This window comes from Streptomyces humidus, assembly GCF_014649655.1.
Lineage (GTDB): Bacteria > Actinomycetota > Actinomycetes > Streptomycetales > Streptomycetaceae > Streptomyces > Streptomyces humidus.
Map to the genome: position 1 here is coordinate 14,177 of NZ_BMTL01000061.1, position 15,739 is coordinate 29,915.

The 15,739-nt window shown below is 72.7% G+C and carries 14 protein-coding genes; 5 read left to right on the forward strand and 9 right to left on the reverse strand.

The window, feature by feature from the left end:
- Positions 1-147 precede the first annotated feature (147 nt).
- From IE239_RS39450 to IE239_RS39460, 3 genes are all read right to left on the reverse strand, one after another.
- Positions 148-831: a HemK2/MTQ2 family protein methyltransferase gene (locus IE239_RS39450; protein WP_190154265.1), complete on the reverse strand. Its 684-nt coding sequence runs from the start codon at positions 829-831 to the stop codon at positions 148-150.
- 230 nt (positions 832-1,061) lie between these two features.
- Positions 1,062-1,553: a hypothetical protein gene (locus tag IE239_RS39455; RefSeq protein WP_190154266.1), complete on the reverse strand. Its 492-nt coding sequence runs from the start codon at positions 1,551-1,553 to the stop codon at positions 1,062-1,064.
- Positions 1,550-4,039 (reverse strand): molybdopterin oxidoreductase family protein, encoded by a 2,490-nt coding sequence (locus IE239_RS39460; protein WP_190154279.1) that lies wholly within the window; start codon positions 4,037-4,039, stop codon positions 1,550-1,552. The genes IE239_RS39455 and IE239_RS39460 overlap by 4 nt, the downstream gene beginning before the upstream one ends.
- A 407-nt stretch (positions 4,040-4,446) precedes the next feature.
- Between IE239_RS39460 and IE239_RS39465 the strand changes: the two genes are divergently transcribed.
- The 3 genes from IE239_RS39465 (at position 4,447) to IE239_RS39475 (ending at position 6,201) form a co-directional block, all read left to right on the forward strand.
- Positions 4,447-4,803 (forward strand): PRC-barrel domain-containing protein, encoded by a 357-nt coding sequence (locus IE239_RS39465; RefSeq protein WP_190154267.1) that lies wholly within the window; start codon positions 4,447-4,449, stop codon positions 4,801-4,803.
- 40 nt (positions 4,804-4,843) lie between these two features.
- Positions 4,844-5,017: a hypothetical protein gene (locus IE239_RS39470; protein ID WP_190154268.1), complete on the forward strand. Its 174-nt coding sequence runs from the start codon at positions 4,844-4,846 to the stop codon at positions 5,015-5,017.
- A gap of 194 nt (positions 5,018-5,211) precedes the next feature.
- Entirely contained in the window at positions 5,212-6,201 is a 990-nt protein-coding gene (locus tag IE239_RS39475; RefSeq protein ID WP_190154269.1) for an alpha/beta hydrolase family protein, read from the forward strand.
- 3 nt (positions 6,202-6,204) lie between these two features.
- On the opposite strand, the gene IE239_RS39480 is transcribed toward IE239_RS39475, so the two are convergent.
- Complete coding sequence (locus IE239_RS39480; RefSeq protein WP_190154270.1) at positions 6,205-7,443, reverse strand: cytochrome P450 family protein; 1,239 nt, start codon at positions 7,441-7,443, stop codon at positions 6,205-6,207.
- A gap of 313 nt (positions 7,444-7,756) precedes the next feature.
- Positions 7,757-8,440, reverse strand: coding sequence for a ScbR family autoregulator-binding transcription factor (locus IE239_RS39485; RefSeq protein WP_190154271.1), 684 nt, complete (start codon positions 8,438-8,440; stop codon positions 7,757-7,759).
- Positions 8,441-8,840: 400 nt separating this feature from the next.
- Between IE239_RS39485 and IE239_RS39490 the strand changes: the two genes are divergently transcribed.
- Positions 8,841-10,895 (forward strand): acyl-CoA dehydrogenase family protein, encoded by a 2,055-nt coding sequence (locus IE239_RS39490; protein WP_229878726.1) that lies wholly within the window; start codon positions 8,841-8,843, stop codon positions 10,893-10,895.
- A gap of 111 nt (positions 10,896-11,006) precedes the next feature.
- Here the strand turns inward: IE239_RS39490 and IE239_RS39495 are convergent, their stop codons facing one another.
- The 4 genes from IE239_RS39495 to IE239_RS39510 all read right to left on the reverse strand — a co-directional run bounded on the left by IE239_RS39495 (position 11,007) and on the right by IE239_RS39510 (position 14,796).
- The gene (locus IE239_RS39495; protein WP_190154272.1) at positions 11,007-11,825 is read right to left on the reverse strand and encodes an SAM-dependent methyltransferase; all 819 of its coding nucleotides are present in this window, start codon (positions 11,823-11,825) and stop codon (positions 11,007-11,009) included.
- A gap of 197 nt (positions 11,826-12,022) precedes the next feature.
- Complete coding sequence (locus tag IE239_RS39500; protein ID WP_190154273.1) at positions 12,023-13,129, reverse strand: NAD(P)/FAD-dependent oxidoreductase; 1,107 nt, start codon at positions 13,127-13,129, stop codon at positions 12,023-12,025.
- 148 nt (positions 13,130-13,277) lie between these two features.
- The gene (locus IE239_RS39505; RefSeq protein WP_190154274.1) at positions 13,278-13,751 is read right to left on the reverse strand and encodes a carboxymuconolactone decarboxylase family protein; all 474 of its coding nucleotides are present in this window, start codon (positions 13,749-13,751) and stop codon (positions 13,278-13,280) included.
- 232 nt (positions 13,752-13,983) lie between these two features.
- Positions 13,984-14,796 carry a hypothetical protein gene (locus tag IE239_RS39510; RefSeq protein WP_190154275.1) on the reverse strand — a complete coding sequence of 271 codons (813 nt, stop codon included), beginning with the start codon at positions 14,794-14,796 and terminating at the stop codon, positions 13,984-13,986.
- Between the two features lie 455 nt (positions 14,797-15,251).
- Between IE239_RS39510 and IE239_RS39515 the strand changes: the two genes are divergently transcribed.
- The gene (locus IE239_RS39515) at positions 15,252-15,575 is read left to right on the forward strand and encodes an antibiotic biosynthesis monooxygenase family protein (RefSeq protein ID WP_190154276.1); all 324 of its coding nucleotides are present in this window, start codon (positions 15,252-15,254) and stop codon (positions 15,573-15,575) included.
- The last annotated feature ends 164 nt before the right edge of the window (positions 15,576-15,739 follow it).

Below are 15,739 nucleotides of genomic sequence, written 5' to 3' on the forward strand. Positions count from 1 at the left end.
CGCCCGCCGCAGGGCGTCGGCACGCCGTCCGGCGCTGACGCGCTCGCCGGACGGCGTGCCCCGGACGGTGCCGACGGCGGGCAGGGCAGCGCGGGCGGGCCATGCGCGGCGGCATCGGCCCTCGACGCGCGTCCGGGGCGCGGACGCTCAAGCGCGCTCGGCGCGGACGACGACCAGTTCCTCGCGGTCCTCGTCACCGTCCAGCAGGCCCTGCTGGACGAGCCACCGCTGCCGCGAGCGCAGTACCGGTCCGTAGGGCACGGCGGCCCGGTCGGTGACCGTCGCGCTCAGACCGACGTCCGCCAGCCGCCGCAGGGTGGCCCGGGTGTCGCACAGGCTCGAGTGGACGAGCAGCAGTGCGCCCCCGGGGTTCAGGACCGAGGGCGCCTCCGCGCAGATCCGGTCGATGAACGCGCGGCCGTCGCGGCCCGCGTCCCACGCGCGGGCGAGACCGCGCCGCGGCAGCGCCGTGTCGGGCGACGGCACATAGGGCGGATTGCTCACGACCAGGTCGTACGAGCGGCCGGGGACGGCCGCGGTGAGGTCGCCGCGGCGAAAGTGGACCCGCTGGCCGGCCAGCCTGGCGTTGATCCGTGCGGTCAGCACGGCGAGCCGCGAGATGTCGACCGCCGTCACCCGGGCGCCGAGGCGCGCCGCCTGAACGGCGAGGGCTCCCGAGCCCGTGCCCAGGTCCAGCACCTCGGTGGCCATGCCGATGTCCTCACGGGAGAGGGCGCGGGTCAGCAGCCTGGTGTCCCACTGGGGGGCGTACACGCCCGGCGGGGTGAGAGCCGGAACCCCGGTCCGGGGCGCCCATGCGTCCGCCGTCATCGCATTCTCCGTTCGGCAGGGCGCCCCGATGACGGGGCGCGGCTTTCCGCCACACTGGGTGCCCCCTCACCCGCTCTCCACACACACCCCGCGGGCCCCGCCGGGATGCTCCGGTGCTTTCACGCGCGCGTGCCACCCCCGCACCCCGGAGGGCGTCCGCCGGGTGCGGGGGTGACGGCGGGCCGGAGGCGACGGCGGGTCGAACGCGGCGGAGGGCGCCCTCGGCCCCCTCAGAAACTCGTCAGGATCTGCGGGGCGAGATTCTTGATCATGGTGTTGGTCCAGCGCATCTGGCGCAGCGTCTGTGGATGGCACCGCGAGACGAGGACCAGCAGACGTTCGTCGCGGGCTGCCTGCGCGGCCTGCGCGAGCATCTCCCAGTGCAGCGAGTTCTCCGCGGCGCCCAGGTGCAGCTCCCGCAGGTCCCGCAGGAGCAGCAGCCCCGGCTCGGGCCGGTGGGCCATCGCCTCGGCGGCCTTCTCCCGCAGAGCGGACAGGACGCCGGCCGTGGACGCTCCGGAGGAGCCGCCGAGGTGGACGCCGCGGGCGTCGGCGGTCTCGGCGAGGTGGGCGACGTGGTCGCGCGACCATACGGCGAGGTCGGTGGCGACGTGGTGGATCTCGTGCTCGGTGCGATGCCGTTCGGCCACCGCGGTCAGCTGCCCGGCGAGGTGCTTCTCGCCGTGGTGCAGGGCGCGCAGGGTGAGATTGAGGCCGTTCACCGGATGTCCCTCCCGCCGGTGTGGTGGGACGTGCCGGTCGTCTCCGTGGCGAGGGCCGCGGCGCCGCCGACGGTCGGCGGCGCCGCGTCGGCGCGGCAGGGAGCCGACGCCGTGGTGGTCGGTGCGGGCGCATGAGATCCGTTCGCGTGTTCGACCAGTCGCAGCGAGGCTGCGGCGGTCTTGAACAGCGGTTGCTTGGAGGCCGGATCCCAGTCGGTGACGGTGGTCTCGTTCGCCGCTCGGCCGGGGGCGCCGCCGCTCGGGCCGTGGCCGGTCGCGGTGTCCCAGTAGCCGTAGTGGAAGGGCACGAACAGCAGACCCGGCCGGATGTCGGTCACGCGCAGCCGGCCGCGCAAGGCGCCGCGGAGCGTGCCGACCTCGACCAGGTCGCCTTCCCCCAGCCCGAGCGCGGCCGCGTCGGAGACGGACGCCTCCACCCAGACGTCGGGGGCGGCCTCGTTCAGCTGGGGTGCCCGCGCGGTCTTCGTCCGCGTGTGGAAGTGGTAAAGGGTGCGGCCCGTGGTGAGCTGGAAAGGATGATCCACGTCGGGCGTCTCGTGCGGGGGCAGATAGGCGGCCGCCCTGATCACGGCCTTGCCGTCCGGGTTGAGGGAGCGGTACTCGACGGGCTCGTCCGACGCCCCGGTCTCCAGATCCTTGCCGTAGCTCTCGCACACGTCGGGATGCGCCCAGCTGATGCCGTCGGTGTAGAGGCGCGCGGTGCCGTCCGGGGCCTGTTCGTTGCAGGGCCACTGCACGCCGCTCGCGCCGCGCAGCTTGTCGTAGGTGATGCCGGTGTAGTCGCACGGCCGCCCGGCGCTGCAGCGTTTCCACGCCTCGAAGGCCGCCTCCGGGTCGTGCCAGGTGATCAGCGGGCCGCCGTCCTTGTCACGGAAGTCCATGCGCGCGGCGTAGTCGAGGAAGACATCCAGATCCGGCCGGGCCTCGCCGGGCGGTTCGACCGCCTTGTCGGACAGGTGCACGGTGCGGTCGGCGTTGGTCGAGACGCCGGTCTTCTCACCCCACGTCGCGGCGGGCAGCACCACGTCGGCCAGTTGGGCGGTCTCGGTGCGGAACAGGTCCTGCACGACGACGAACAGCCGCTCCTGCCGCAGGATCGAGCGCACGCGCGCCAGCTCGGGCAGCGACACCGCCGGGTTGGTGCCGCTGATCCAGAGCATGCGGATCGAGCCCTGCTCGGCGTAGCGGAAGATCTGCATCGCGTGCGTGGGCGGAGCGTAGTGCGCGATGCTCTCGGGCTCGACGTTCCACACCTTCGCCAGGTCGGCGACGTGGGCGTCGTTCTGCCAGTTGCGGAATCCGGGCAGGTCGCCGTCGGCGCCGCACTCGCGGGTGTTCTGGGCGGTGGGCTGCCCGTTCATCTGCAGCACGCCGGCGCCCGACCGTCCCAGCATGCCGCGGATCAGGTGCAGGTTGTTGATCTGCACGGCGGCAGCGGTGGCCTGGTGGGACTGGTAGACGCCCTGCAGGACCGTGGACAGCAGCCGGTCGGCGTCGCCGAGGACGTCGGCCGCCTCGGCGATCGACGCGGCGGGCACGTCGCAGACGGCCGCCGCCCACTGCGGGGTGCACTCCCGCACCCGGGACGCCAGCTCCTCGAAGCCGACGGTGTGCGCGGCGATGTAGTCGTGGTCGATCCGGTCGGTGCGGATGATCTCGTGCAGGAGCGCGTTCAGCAGGGCCACGTTGGTGCCGGCGCGCGGGGCGAGGTGCACGGCCGCCCGACGTGCGACCTTGGTGGGACGCGGGTCGACGCACACCAGACGGGGCGGGTCGCCGCCCTCCAGGCGGTCGAGCAGCCGCATCCACTGCACGGGCTGCGTCTCGGCGATGTTGTGCCCGAACAGCGCGACCACGTCGGCGTGGTCGAAGTCGTCGTAACTGCCCGGCTGGCCGTCGCAGCCGAAGGACTCCTTCAGCGCCTCGGCGGCGGTGGCGGTGCACAGACGGGTGTTGCCGTCCAGGTGGCTGGTCCCGATGCCCGCCCGGGCCAGCACCGCCAGCGTGTAGTACTCCTCCAGGTAGAGCTGCCCGGAGGTGTAGAAGCCGATCGACCCGGGTCCGCGTTCCTCCGTCAGCTCTCGCGAGCGGGTCACGATCCGGTCCATCGCGGTGTCCCAGTCGCACTCCACCAGCCGCCCGCCCTCGCGGATCAGCGGCCTGGTCAACCGGTCCTCCGAAGCGTTCGCCTGCCAGCCGAAGAGGTCCTTGGGGCCCAGCCGGCCGCGGTTGACCCGGTCGTCCGCCCGGCCGCGCACGCCGACCATGCGGCCGTCCACGACGGCGACGTCCATGGCGTCGCCGTCGGAGTGCAGGATCGAGGCGGCCTGCACCCATCGCTGCACCTGGTCCGGTTCGACGCCGGCCCCCAGACGGGTGTCCACGCGCGTGGGCCAGGAGCGGTGCCGGTCGTACGGGGTGCGGCCGCCCCACGGGTTCGCGATCCGGTCGACCGACGTGCCCATGCCGCTCTTGTTCCTGCCGACCCCGTCCATGCCGGCCTCGCTCATGCCAGCCTCGTCCATGCCAGCCTCCCGGTGCCGCCGACGACGCCCTGCGCGTCGACTGTCACCCGGTACCCCTCGGCTCGCTCACGTAACGCCGCCGTGAGCGGTGCAGGGGGTGGGACCCGGCTCACGCGGGCGTGCGCCGTCCCGGCCGGTCGCCGACGGCACTCGGCGACGGCACTCGGCGACGGCGTCCTCGCGCGGATGCCGCCGCACCCGGCCCGGGACAACGCCGCCGTGCCGACGGCCCGGCCGCGGTGACCGCCAGGTCGGCACCGACACGGGCGGTACCGACACGTGCCGTACGCCGTCCGCGCCGGCATCGCAGCCGTGAACACGGGTACCCGAACGTCCGGGAGGTTCTCATGTTCGAAGCAGGTGACATCCGTGAATGGCGCGGTCACGACGTGGTCGATCCGCAGGGGCACAGGATCGGCGTCCTGGAGTCGGTCTACGTGGACACCGGGACGGACAGCCCCTCCTTCGCCACGGTGACCGTCGGCCTGCCCACCCGGCGTCGCCTGGTGTTCGTGCCTCTCACGGGGGCGACGGTCGGTCCGGGGTATCTGCGGGTCGTCCACGACAAGAACGCGGTGAAGAAGGCCCCGGCGATCGACGTCGACGGCGAGCTGCCCGCCGAGGACGAACCGAAGGTGTTCGCGCACTACGAACTGAACTACGCCCCGGGCGTCGGCGGCGAACGACGCCTCGCCCGCCGCTGAGACGACCGCCGCCGATACGACGTGACCGCCGGGAGAGCCGATGAGCCTGTTCCTGTTCCTGATCCTCGCCGCCCTCGTCCTGGGCATCATCGGATTCGCGGTCCACGGGCTGTTCTACCTGCTGATCATCGGCGCAGTCGTGCTCCTGGCCGATCTGGTCTACGCCGCGGTCCGTTTCCGCCGCGGCGGGCGCAGGCACCGGCTGACCCGCTGACCAGTCGGCCGCGCCGGTGCGGCAACCCGGAGAGCGTTCTTCGTGATTGACGAAACGGAACGGCGTTCCGTACATTAAACGGAGCGACGTTCCGCTTTGGCTTGTGCCGGGCCGGACGTCCACACCTGCCCGCCACCCCGCCGCCGGCCTCCACGGCCGGCCACCGGGGAGGCCATCGAAGGGAAACCCGCACCATGAGCGAACCGGCCTTCTCCGCCGACGTCTTCAGCCCGCGCACCGCCGTCCTCTCGGTCAGCCCGGTCACGCTGCCGATCCCCGGCCGGCCCGTGGACCTCCAACTCCGGGTCACCGCGCCCGTCACCGGGGACGACCTGCCGGTCATCCTCCTCTCACACGGCCAGGGGTACTCCCACCATCTCTCCTCGCTCGACGGCTACGCCCCGCTCGCCCACTTCTGGGCGGCGCACGGGTTCGCCGTCGTCCAGCCCACCCACCTGAGCTCCAGCACGCTGACCCTGGCCCCCGACACCCCCGGGGCTCCCCTGTACTGGCGCTCGCGGGCCGAGGACATGCGGCACATCCTGGACCGGCTCGACGCGATCCAGGCCGCCGTCCCGCAACTGCCCGGCCGGCTGGACCGCGACCGCGTGGCGGTGGCCGGGCACTCGATGGGCGGACACACCGCCGGCCTGCTGCTCGGCGCCCGTCTCACCGACCCCGACGACGCGACGGAGGTGAACCTGTCCGACCCGCGGATCAAGGCAGGGGTGCTGCTGGCCGCTCCCGGCCGGGGCGGCGCCGCCCTCACCGAGAGCGTGGCGCGGGACTTGGGGTTCCTCCTGACCACGGACTTCTCGACGATGACGACGCCGGCCCTGGTCGTCGCGGGCGACAAGGACGACTCCGCCCACCTGACGGTCAACGGCCCGGACTGGCACGCCGACCCCTATCTCCTCTCCCCCGGGCCCAAGACCCTGCTGACGCTCTTCGGCGCGGGTCACGGCCTCGGCGGCGTCTCCGGGTACGACGTCGCCGAGACGACCGACGAGAACCCCGAACGGGTCGCCGCGGTCCAGCAACTGACCTGGGCCTATCTGCGCAGCCGGCTCTACCCGGGCGACCCGGCCTGGCAGGCGGCATGCGACGCGCTCACCACCGGCCCGCACGCCGTCGGCCGCGTCGAGGCCAAGAACGCCGGAACCGACCCGGCCGGCGTCGAGTGAGTCTCAGCGGCGCGACGGAGTGAGCAGGACCGGCAGCGAGCGATGACTGTTCATCAGGAAGCTTGGCATCGGCTGGAGTTCCTCCGGCCGACAGGCGAGTTCCACGTGGGGGAAGCGTGTGAAGAGCGCGGTGAACGCGCTCTCCGCCTCCACCGCGGCGAGCGGAGCGCCCATGCAGCGGTGCGGTCCATGGCCGAAGCCCAGGCCGTCGCGGTCCTTGTACAGCAGGTCGAAGCGGTCGGCGTGCGGTCCGTGGCGTTCGGGGTCCCGGCCACCGGCCGCGAAGGAGACGAGGATGGCCTCGCCCTTGCGGATCAGCACGCCGTCCAGGTCGATGTCCTCGACGGCGAACCGCATCGGCGAGTACGCCCCGGGGGTGTGCACGCGCATCGTCTCGGCCACCACGTCCGCCCAGGTCGCGCGGCCCGCACGAACGTGCTCCAGCTGCTCGGGCGCGAGCAGCAGCGCCCCGATCGCGTTGGTGATCAGGGCGGCCGTGGTGTCCTGCCCGCCGGCGATCATGAGGAAGAGGGTGCCGAGCAGCTCCTCCTCGGTGAGCCGGTCGTCCTGGTCACGTGCCTGGATCAGCAGGGACGTGAGATCGTCGCCGGGCTCGGCCCGCTTGGCCTTCACCAGCTCCGACAACCGTACGAACGCCTCCAGTCGGGCCGCCTCGACCTCCTGGCCGCTGATCGTCGTGCCGAACACCGTGTGCAGCGCTGCGCACAGGGCGTCGGTGTCCTCGCCCTGCTCCACTCCGAACAGCTCGCAGATCACCCGCATCGGCAGCAGTTCGGCGAAGCCGGTCCGCAGGTCCACCGGCGCCCCCTGCCCGCCCGACCGGGCGAGTGAGTCGACCAGTTCGGCCGCGATCCGCGTGACCCGCGGACGCATCGCCTCCGAGCGGCGGGCGGTGAACGCCCCGGCGACCAGACGGCGCAGCCGGGTGTGCGAGGCGCCGTAGGCGAACAGCATGTTCTCGTTCGCCACCCACGGATACAGCGGCCACTCCTCGGTGATCCTCCCCTCGATGAACTCGGGCCAGTGCTGACGGGCGTCCTTCGAGACACGGGGGTCGGTGAGCAGCCGCTCCACGCAGTGCTGCCGCACCACCGCCCAGGCCACCACTCCCCCGGGCAGCTCCACGCGGACGGCCGGTCCCTCGGCCCGCAGCATCGCGGCCTCGCCCGGGAGGTCACTCCCCGTCACGTCGAGGGCGTAAGGGCACGCAGTCGTATCCATGGTCGTACTCCCCGGTTTCGTCTCGCACAGGTCGGCATGGCCGCTTGCCGGGAGCCGGGGGCTTCCCCCGGCCCTCCCACGGGAACGCTCGACGGCGTCCCGGACAACCGTTCACCTCCCACCCTCCCCGCGGCCCGTCCCGCCCAACCCCCCTCGCCCCACGCCTCTCTCACGTCCCACCGCCGCCGCGCCTGATCCGCCTGCCCCGCGCCGCGCTCCAGGCGTTCCGCGACATCCCGGCCGCCGTCGAGCACTCCGGGCGTTCCGCGGCAGGCAGGCCGCCGTCGCGCCCGCCACCTTCACTCCGCCGCTTTCACCCCGCCGCCTGGGGCTGCGCCGAGCCCCAACCGGCCTGCACGGCCTCCTCGTAGACCCGGGCGCCCCGGTCCGGCGCGGTGTCCAGCTGCAGCAGCACCGCCGGCACGGCGACCCCGGCCATCAGGTGGCGCTGGAGGTCGGTCACGCGCTCCGGCAGATCCGCATGCCCCGTCATGATCTTGGACAGCACCTGCACCCCGGTGAAGGCGCCCACGAACATCCGCGCTGCCGCGTCCACGTCGACATGCGGCAGCAGCTCTCCCCTGTCCTTCGCCCGCCCCAGCAGCTCGGCGTTGCGCGCGATCCACCCGCGCATCGGCGCCTGCCGGTCCAGTCCGTCGCTGCGCGCTCCCTGGTCCACCGTGAGGCGGATGCTCCCCTGTACCAGCGGATCGCCCACCGACAGCAGATGAGCCAGGACGAACGCCTCGTCCAGCCCCTGCTGCAGCATCAGCTCCCGCGTCGGCACGGCGGGGATCGCGCCCAGCTGGCTGGCCAGCACGGCCTGGGCGAGCTCCTCCTTGGAGGAGAAGTGGAAGTACAGCGCCCCCTTGGTCACGCCGGCCCGGGTGAGGATCTCCGAGATCGTCGCCGCTTCGTACCCGACCTCCGCGAACACCGCCGCGGCGGCGACGAGGACGGCCCGTCGCGTCCGCACGGCCCGTTCCTGCAGCGCCACGCCTTACCTCCGAGGTAGCTCCCGCGTTCCAGGCTCCGGAAAATATACCGACAGGTTTGTCCTGTGCCACCTCGCGGAACCCGGCCGTCAAGAGCGCGCCGGTCGCCGCCTCACGCCTCGGGAGACCCGCGCCTCCGGTCCACCGGGCGGAACGAGACACCTCAGCACTCCGTTCCCGCCCGCACCGGGACCCCGCTCCCCCGTCCATCCCGAGCCCACCAGGGGGAACCGCCGTACGGCGAGCGGACTTCCGGCGCGGTCACCTTTCGAATCGCGCCATTCTCCGCAAGGGTGTTTGCCGGTTTTCCACTTGATAACAAAACCGGTAGGTCCGTATCTTCTGGCTCACTGCGCATCCAGACATCCAGCTTCCGGATCTGCGACCGACGGGGAGAGGGTCTTGGCCCTTCTGGCATTCCACAACACAGAGCGCCCCACCGGGCCACAGGGAGCCGACCGCGACCGGGAGGAGGCCGGTCCGGAAGAGGCCGGTCCACAACAGGCCGGTCCGGAAGAGGCCGGTCCGCAACAGAGCGCCCTCGCGGAACAGCCCGGCGAGACCTCTCCGCCGGGCCCCGTCGCGGCCTCCCCGGCGCGGCCGTCCCCTGAGGCGTCCGCGGCTGCGCGGAACCGGCGCCCCGAGGGCACGGCGGGGCCCGAGGAGGCGATCGCCCGTGCGCTGGCCCGGCTGCTCTTCGACCAGGACGGGGACCGGGAGCGGGTCCACGCTCCCTGGCGGCGCCTCATAGCCCAGGACGCCTTCCGGCACCGGCCCGGCCTGACGCCCCGGCAACGGGCCGCGCAGTCCTACACATGGCTGCGGCTGGTCAATGACGCGCTCGACGACCCGCTGTCCCTCGCCACCGACCCGGCCCTGCTGACCGCCCTGCACGAATGGGCCGCCATCGTCGACGGGGGCGGCGGCCTCACCACCGTCGCGAGCATCCACTACAACCTCTTCCTCGGCAGCATCCTCGACCACGCCGACCACACGTCGAGGGACCTGAGCGAGTTCACCTCCCTCCGCCGTGTCGGCACGTTCCTGTGCACCGAGCTCGACCACGGCAACGACGCCACCGCACTGGAGACGACCGCCCGCCACGACCCCGCGACCGGCGGTTTCGTCCTGCACACCCCGCATCCGGGCGCCGCGAAGTTCATGCCCAACACCAGCAGCCTGGGCGGCCCGAAAGCGGCCGTCGTCGCCGCCCGCCTCCTCGTCGACGACCGTGACCACGGCATCTTCCTCTTCCTGACGCCGCTCACCGACCGCGACGGCCCCCTCCCCCATGTCACGGTCGAGCCCCTCCCGCTCCGCCCGAACGCACCCGTCGACCACTGCCTCACCTCCTTCGACCACCTCCCCCTGCCCGGCCGGTCCCTGCTCCAGGGCGAGCACGGCCGCCTCGGCCCCGGCGGCGCCTTCGCCAGCAGCCTCGGCAACCGACGCAAGCGGTTCCTCACGTCCATCGCGCGCGTCACCGCCGGGAAGCTCTGCATGAGCGCGGCGGCCGTCGGCGCCTCCCGCGCCGCGCTGGCCATCGCCGTCCGGTACGGGGACCGACGCCTCGTCAGCGGCTCGCGGCCCGACCGGCGCATCCCGGTGAACGCCCACCGCACCCACCATGGCCGCCTCCTGCAGGCCGTGGCCACCGTCTACGCCATGACCCTGCTCCACCGGTCCCTCACCGCCGCGTGGACCCGGCACACCGCCGACGACCGCGACCGCCTGGAACGCCTCATCGCGCTGGCCAAGGCCTGGACCACCTGGCAGGCGCGCACCATCGCCCTCGAAGCGCGCGAACGCTGCGGCGCCCAGGGACTGCTGCCCGCCAACCACCTCGCCGGCTTCCCCGAGTACATCGAGGGGACCATCACCGCGGAGGGCGACAACCTTCTGATCTCCACCAAGGCCGCCGCCGAACTCCTGCACCACCCGCCGACGTCACCGGTCGCCGACCAGGGCCCGCCCCACCTCACCGAACCCCGCTTCCTGCGCAACTTGCTCGCCCACACCGAGCAGGCCTTCCACGCCCAGGCCCGCAGCGCGCTCCGCAGCGGACCCGCCCACGATCCCCAGGGCCGCTGGAACAGCGCCTCGGGCCCCGCCCTCCAGCGGGCCCACGTCCACACCACCCTCCAGGCGGCCGACGCGCTCCTCGCCGCTCTCGCCCAGACCGTCGACGGGCCCGCACACGACGTCCTCCGGGAGCTCGCGGCCCTCTTCCTGCTCGGCCAACTCGCCCCGCACACGGGCCTTCTGCTGGCCGACGGTCACATCGGCGCGCATCACGTCCACGGATTCCCCGCCGCGATCGACGACCTCACCCATCGTCTGCAGCCCCATCTCACCACCCTCACCCGCGCCTTCGACCACCCGTCCGCGTACCTGGACGCGCTGCCGCTGCTGCAGGGCGACGCCGAACGGCAGCGCGGGACGGACGACGTGCCGTAGCCGCGGCCGGCCGGGCACGCGGCTGCGCGGCCCGCGGGGCAGACGCCCGCGCGGGCCGCGCAGGACCGCCGGGCCGGACGGGGCAGGGCGGGACGCGACGGGTCAGGGCGGCTAAGGCTTGCGTCCGACGCCGCAGTAGGCGTCGACGTCGAAGTTGGCCGAATCATCGGCGTCGGGACGCCACTTCGTCACCTGGACGATCCCGGGCTCCACCAGTTCCAGCCCCTCGAAGAACCCGCCGATCTCGTCGACGGAGCGCACGTAGTAGGGCACCGCGCCGCTGGCGTTGTACGCCTCCGACGCGGCGATCATGCCCTCACTGGTGGCCGTGCTGTCGCTGATCACCAGATGGCTGCCCGAGGGCAGTCCCGCCATGAGCCGGCGCACGAGCTCACGCGCCTGCTCGTGGTCGGCGACGTGGCCCAGGGTGTTGAGGATCATCAGAGCGACCGGGCGGGAGAAGTCGAGTGTGCCCGCGGCGGCCTCCAGCACGGCTTCCGGGTCGTACAGGTCGGCGTCCAGATAGGCGGTCCTGCCTTCCCGGGTGCTCGTCAGCAGGGCGTGCGCGTGGGCGAGCACCACGGGGTCGTTGTCCACGTAGACGATCCGGGAGTCCGGGGCGACGCGCTGGGCGACCTGGTGGGTGTTGTCGGCGGTGGGCAGACCGGTGCCGACGTCCAGGAACTGACGGATGCCCTTGTCCACGGCGAGGTGGCGCACCGCGCGCCCCAGGAAGTGCCGGCTGGTGACCGCCACGTCGACGAGACCGGGGAAGATCTCCTTGATCTCGTCGCCGATCTCACGGTCGACCTCGTAGTTGTCCTTGCCTCCGACGAAGTAGTTCCAGAACCGGGCCGAGTGCGGCTTGGACGTGTCGATCCGGCCGGGCGTCGCGGACGTAGCGGCGGTCTGGGAGGGGGAATCCGGCACAGCAAAGCCTCCTGCGGGCACGTCGATGATCAGAGCACCAACCTAGGCGAACTTTCTTTCGACGCAGGGCAGTTGAGAGCGCTTACTGTCGTCCGGCATCGTTTTCGGCCAGTCCCCGCGACGTGCCCGCGCCGTCGCCCGCGCCGCGGGCACGTCGCGGCTCGGTCGGCTGAGTCGGCCGAGTCGGCCGAGTCGGTTCAGCTCGCCGTGTAGCCCAGTTGACGCCTCATGTAGGGGGTCATGAGGGTCTTCGCCTTGGCCTGCACGGAGGTCCGGGCGCCGAGCACGGCGCTCTCGCCGCCCGGCACAGGCAGCAGGGTCATGCCGTCGGCCGACCCGAACGGCACGACGATCGGGGTGCGCCGCAGGGGCCGGTAGTGGCGGGGCTCCTTGCGGTGTCTGCCCGAACTGTGCAGATGCACACGGATGTTGTGGGCGGCGAGGTCGGCCTGGGCCAGCGCGGCGGGGGTGATCTTCAGCTCGGTCGCGTCGTTGACGTCGCCGACCGCGAAGACGTCGGGCCGCCCCTGGACCCTGAGCCTGCCGTCGACCTTGACGTGGCCGCCCGCGGTGAGCCAGTCGCCGTGTCCGGCCAGGCGCAGCCAGAGCGTGTGCGGGGTGGTGCCCGTGGCCCAGAAGGAGACGTCGGCGTCGAGGACGTGGCCGCGCGCGTCGCGGTAGGTGCCGAAGTCGTTGCCGGGAGACATGAACGAGTCGAGGCGGACGTCCACGTCGTGCGACTCCAGCCAGTCGCGCGCCCTGCGGCCGGCCCGTTCGCTGCCGGTGGCGTGCAGCAGAGCCGGTCCGGCGTGGGCGAGCGTGACGCGGGCGTCCGGCCGGGCCAGGCGGATCTCCGCGCTGAGCTCGACGCCCGAGGGGCCGCCGCCGACCACCAGGACGTGCTGGGCGGCGGCGACCTTGCGCTGGTGGGCGGCGAACGTCTCGATCGTCTCCTCGGCGGTGCCGCCGGTGAAGCGCGCCGGTTCGGGATAGTCGGCGCCCGTGGCGATGACGACCACGTCATAGGAGAGCCGCTCGCCCGTCGCCAGGACGACCTGCCGTGCGGCGGTGTCGACGCGCACCGCCTTGCCGACCACCATCCGGCCGTCGCGCAGCAGGCGGTCGTACGGGATGAAAGGGGTGACCGACCACTCCGGGCGCACGCCGGCCCGGAGGGAGGCCACGCGGTGGAAGAAGACCTCCTTGCGGTCCACCAGCGTGACCCGCGCCGTCGAGTCGAGCCGTTTCGCCAGACGGACGCCCGCATAGCCGCCGCCGATCACCACTACGTCGCCGTCGCGCACGCGCGTCTCCTGTACAGGGGTGCATGAGGGAGAGCGAGCGGTGGGGTCTCCTCGACCGCTCGGACTGGCGACGAGCGTATCGCTTGAAAGATAAAGTTCACCCGGCCAGGTGTGCACGTTCCGTGAAGCCGGGCCCGTGGGCCGTGCGTCAGCCGAACTGGCCCGGCCGGTAGTCGCCCGCGGGCTGCCGGGCGATGACGTTGAGGCGGTTGAAGGCGTTGATGACGGCGATGGTCGCGACCAGTGCGGTGAGCTGCTCCTCGTCGTAGTGCTCGGCGGCGTGCGCCCAGACGTCGTCGGGGACGCCACCGGCCGCGTCCGCGATGCGGGTGCCCTCCTCCGTCAGCTCCAGGGCGGCCCGCTCGGCGTCGGTGAACACCGTGGCCTCGCGCCAGGCCGCGACCAGGGCGAGACGGACCGAGGTCTCCCCGGCGTGCGCGGCGTCCTTGGCGTGCATGTCGGTGCAGAAGCCGCAGCCGTTGATCTGGCTCGCGCGCAGCAGCACGAGGTCCCGGGTGGTGGCCGGCAGGGTCGAGCCCGAGACGGCCTTGCCCGCGGCGGCGAAGTGCTTCAGGAGGGCGGACCCGAGCGGGTTCCCGTAGAGGTTGAGACGCGCATCCATGATGATCTCCCAGTCGTGTCGACGCTTGCACACCACTGACGGAGCGGAGCGCCGCGACGTGACGAACGGACGGGCCGAGATCGTGTGACACGCGTCTCGTCCGAGACCGGTCAGCCGGAGCCCGAAGAACCAGATTCTCCGGATCCTCGACGGCCCCCGCTGAGGCTTACCGTCGTGACGCCGGCCGCCCGCTCGGGCGAGGTCCGGCGTCCCTCGCCCGACGGGCCCCGCGTCATGAGCCGCATCCGCCCACGCGCCGGGTGCCGAGCGCCACGTCGTCCATGCGCAGGTCGTACGAGGAGGGGGTGGGATCGGCCTGGTACAGCTGCCAGCCGAGCTTGAGCCTGTCGAAGCGCGGGAAGACGAAGTCGTCCGCCGTGCCGCCGTGCTGCATCGTGGAGACCGTCAGCTCGGACCGCTCGACGCCGTCCTGATACACGGTGACGCGGTTGTCCGCCGCGTCGAGATGGAACTCGACGCAGCTCCAGGCGCCGGCCGTGGCGGGGGCGGAGGTCTGCCAGGCCGTCCAGTCGCCGGTCGGTCCCAGGTCGGAGCCGACACCCCAGAAGTTCGCCCGTGAGGTGGGCACGTACTGGCCGCCCAACGGGCGCACCAGGGTAGGGGCGTTGAGGCCGGACGCCTCCGCGATGGTCCAGTGCGCCCAGTCGGGGGCCGTGGGGAAGCGGTCTGCCCGCAGTCGCAGACGGGCCCAGAAACTGTTTCCGGCGGGTGCGAGGCCGGAGAGCACCAGGAAGGCGCGGCCGTTGCCCTCGGTGTGGAGCCGCAGTTCGCGGCCGTGCCCGGTGGAACTCGGCTCGACGGTCAGCGAGCCGCCGGAGACGTCGGTGGTCCAGCCGTGTCCCGCGGTGACCGGGCCGAGCGGGAGGCGGTCGAAGCTCTCCCGGACGAAGGGGGCGTGCCGGGCGGGAAGCGCCGAGGCGGTGGGGGTCTGGGCGCCGGGACCGGCCGAGGCGGTGGGGGATGTCGCGAGCAGCACGGCCGTCGCGGCGGACAGCGCGGCTGCGAGCTTCCTCATGCGTGTCATGGACACAGTCTGCAGCACGCGCCACCCCGGTCAGTCGGCCCGGCCCCCCAACGCCATTATGAATGCGGCCAGTTGGGTCGCCGAGGCACGGAGTGGGCCGGCCTGCGGAGCAGCGGAAGCCCCGGGTCGTCGTGCAGGCGACCGCCGACGTGCGCCGGCGGTTCGTCATGCGTCGCGCCGAGCGTGCGCGACGGCTCGTGGGACACACGGCGCGCGAGACCTCGACGAGCGGGGACAAGGCGCGGTCACGGTCCCTGGCCTCGGTGCCCGCGTCGGCGTACAGCGGCAGCCGGTCGCCGTCCGCGTGAGCCCGCTCCTGCGGGGCGGGCGGTCCGGGGGACGGGGCGCGGAGTCCGGGGGGACCCGGGATGCCGAGGACCGGCGGGTTCCGGGCTTCCCGGCGGCCTCGTCGGGGCGATCCGCCGTCCGGACGCGGGGCGAGGGAGGATGGAGGCATGAGCGTAGTGAAGATCAACGTACTGAGCGTCCCGGCAGAGCAGCGGGAGACCCTCGAGAAGCGGTTCGCCGCACGGGCCAACGCCGTCCAGGGCTCCGACGGGTTCGAGTGGTTCGAGCTGCTCCGCCCGGTCGAGGGCACCGACACATACCTCGTCTACACGCGCTGGCGGGACGAGGAGTCGTTCCAGGCGTGGCTCGGGGGCTCGATGAAGGCGGCGCACGGGGGCGGCGCGGAGGGGGAACGGCCCAAGCCGGCGGCCTCGGCGTCCACCCTATGGTCCTTCGAGGTGGTGCAGCAGTCGGGCCCCGAAGGCGACTAGTAGGGCTTGGTCAGGTCCGTATCGGTGTGGGTATGTCCCGGTGGCAGGTGGGACAGGCGCCGGCCCAGGCGGCGAGAAGGGTCTGGAGTTCTCGCACGACTTGGTAAAGGCTCAGACCTGCGCCGCGTCTTTTGGGTCTCGTGCCAGTCGTTGCAGCGTGCAGA